At 51.9% G+C, this 3006-nt stretch carries 1 rRNA gene; it reads right to left on the bottom strand.

The features are described 5' to 3' along the window. Window positions 1-26 precede the first annotated feature (26 nt). Window positions 27-2918 (bottom strand): 23S ribosomal RNA (locus ALQ04_RS26655). Window positions 2919-3006 lie beyond the last annotated feature (88 nt).

The raw sequence follows: 3006 nt of genomic DNA, 5'->3' as shown, positions 1-3006 counted from the left end.
TTCTTCGCAGATTGCTTGGGTGTTATATGGTCAAGCCTCACGGGCAATTAGTATGGGTTAGCTCAACGCCTCACAGCGCTTACACACCCCACCTATCAACGTCGTAGTCTTCGACGGCCCTTCAGGGAACTCAAGGTTCCAGTGAGATCTCATCTTGAGGCAAGTTTCCCGCTTAGATGCTTTCAGCGGTTATCTTTTCCGAACATAGCTACCCGGCAATGCCACTGGCGTGACAACCGGAACACCAGAGGTTCGTCCACTCCGGTCCTCTCGTACTAGGAGCAGCCCCTCTCAAATCTCAAACGTCCACGGCAGATAGGGACCGAACTGTCTCACGACGTTCTAAACCCAGCTCGCGTACCACTTTAAATGGCGAACAGCCATACCCTTGGGACCGGCTTCAGCCCCAGGATGTGATGAGCCGACATCGAGGTGCCAAACACCGCCGTCGATATGAACTCTTGGGCGGTATCAGCCTGTTATCCCCGGAGTACCTTTTATCCGTTGAGCGATGGCCCTTCCATACAGAACCACCGGATCACTAAGACCTACTTTCGTACCTGCTCGACGTGTCTGTCTCGCAGTCAAGCGCGCTTTTGCCTTTATACTCTACGACCGATTTCCGACCGGTCTGAGCGCACCTTCGTACTCCTCCGTTACTCTTTAGGAGGAGACCGCCCCAGTCAAACTACCCACCATACACTGTCCTCGATCCGGATAACGGACCTGAGTTAGAACCTCAAAGTTGCCAGGGTGGTATTTCAAGGTTGGCTCCACGCAGACTGGCGTCCACGCTTCAAAGCCTCCCACCTATCCTACACAAGCAAATTCAAAGTCCAGTGCAAAGCTATAGTAAAGGTTCACGGGGTCTTTCCGTCTAGCCGCGGATACACTGCATCTTCACAGCGATTTCAATTTCACTGAGTCTCGGGTGGAGACAGCGCCGCCATCGTTACGCCATTCGTGCAGGTCGGAACTTACCCGACAAGGAATTTCGCTACCTTAGGACCGTTATAGTTACGGCCGCCGTTTACCGGGGCTTCGATCAAGAGCTTCGCTTGCGCTAACCCCATCAATTAACCTTCCGGCACCGGGCAGGCGTCACACCCTATACGTCCACTTTCGTGTTTGCAGAGTGCTGTGTTTTTAATAAACAGTCGCAGCGGCCTGGTATCTTCGACCGGCATGAGCTTACGGAGCAAGTCCTTCACCCTCACCGGCGCACCTTCTCCCGAAGTTACGGTGCCATTTTGCCTAGTTCCTTCACCCGAGTTCTCTCAAGCGCCTTGGTATTCTCTACCCAACCACCTGTGTCGGTTTGGGGTACGGTTCCTGGTTACCTGAAGCTTAGAAGCTTTTCTTGGAAGCATGGCATCAACCACTTCGTGTTCTAGGAACACTCGTCATCAGCTCTCGGCCTTGAGATCCCGGATTTACCTAAGATCTCAGCCTACCACCTTAAACCTGGACAACCAACGCCAGGCTGGCCTAGCCTTCTCCGTCCCTCCATCGCAATAACCAGAAGTACAGGAATATTAACCTGTTTTCCATCGACTACGCTTTTCAGCCTCGCCTTAGGGACCGACTAACCCTGCGTCGATTAACGTTGCGCAGGAAACCTTGGTCTTTCGGCGTGGGTGTTTTTCACACCCATTGTCGTTACTCATGTCAGCATTCGCACTTCTGATACCTCCAGCAAGCTTCTCAACTCACCTTCACAGGCTTACAGAACGCTCCTCTACCGCATCACCAAAAGGTGATACCCGTAGCTTCGGTGCATGGTTTGAGCCCCGTTACATCTTCCGCGCAGGCCGACTCGACTAGTGAGCTATTACGCTTTCTTTAAAGGGTGGCTGCTTCTAAGCCAACCTCCTAGCTGTCTAAGCCTTCCCACATCGTTTCCCACTTAACCATGACTTTGGGACCTTAGCTGACGGTCTGGGTTGTTTCCCTTTTCACGACGGACGTTAGCACCCGCCGTGTGTCTCCCATGCTCGGCACTTGTAGGTATTCGGAGTTTGCATCGGTTTGGTAAGTCGGGATGACCCCCTAGCCGAAACAGTGCTCTACCCCCTACAGTGATACATGAGGCGCTACCTAAATAGCTTTCGAGGAGAACCAGCTATCTCCGAGCTTGATTAGCCTTTCACTCCGATCCACAGGTCATCCGCTAACTTTTCAACGGTAGTCGGTTCGGTCCTCCAGTCAGTGTTACCTAACCTTCAACCTGCCCATGGATAGATCGCCCGGTTTCGGGTCTATACCCAGCGACTAAACGCCCTATTAAGACTCGCTTTCGCTACGCCTCCCCTATTCGGTTAAGCTTGCCACTGAATATAAGTCGCTGACCCATTATACAAAAGGTACGCAGTCACCCAACAAAGTGGGCTCCCACTGCTTGTACGCATACGGTTTCAGGATCTATTTCACTCCCCTCTCCGGGGTTCTTTTCGCCTTTCCCTCACGGTACTGGTTCACTATCGGTCAGTCAGTAGTATTTAGCCTTGGAGGATGGTCCCCCCATGTTCAGACAAGGTTTCTCGTGCCCCGTCCTACTCGATTTCATTGATAAGAGATTTTCGCGTACAGGGCTATCACCCACTATGGCCGCACTTTCCAGAGCGTTCCGCTAATCTCAAATCAACTTAAGGGCTGGTCCCCGTTCGCTCGCCACTACTAAGGGAATCTCGGTTGATTTCTTTTCCTCAGGGTACTTAGATGTTTCAGTTCCCCTGGTTCGCCTCTTGCACCTATGTATTCAGTACAAGATAACTGTCTTATGACAGCTGGGTTCCCCCATTCAGACATCTCCGGATCACAGTCTGTTTGCCGACTCCCCGAAGCTTTTCGCAGGCTACCACGTCTTTCATCGCCTCTGACTGCCAAGGCATCCACCGTATGCGCTTCTTCACTTGACCATATAACCCCAAGCAATCTGGTTATACTGTGAAGACGACATTCGCCGAAAATTTGCAATTCACTCACAAATTTTACCTTAGCCTGAAG

The sequence above is a fragment of the Pseudomonas cichorii genome (assembly GCF_003700275.1).
Taxonomy (GTDB): domain Bacteria; phylum Pseudomonadota; class Gammaproteobacteria; order Pseudomonadales; family Pseudomonadaceae; genus Aquipseudomonas; species Aquipseudomonas cichorii_B.
This window is presented reverse-complemented; position numbering and strand designations above follow the sequence as displayed.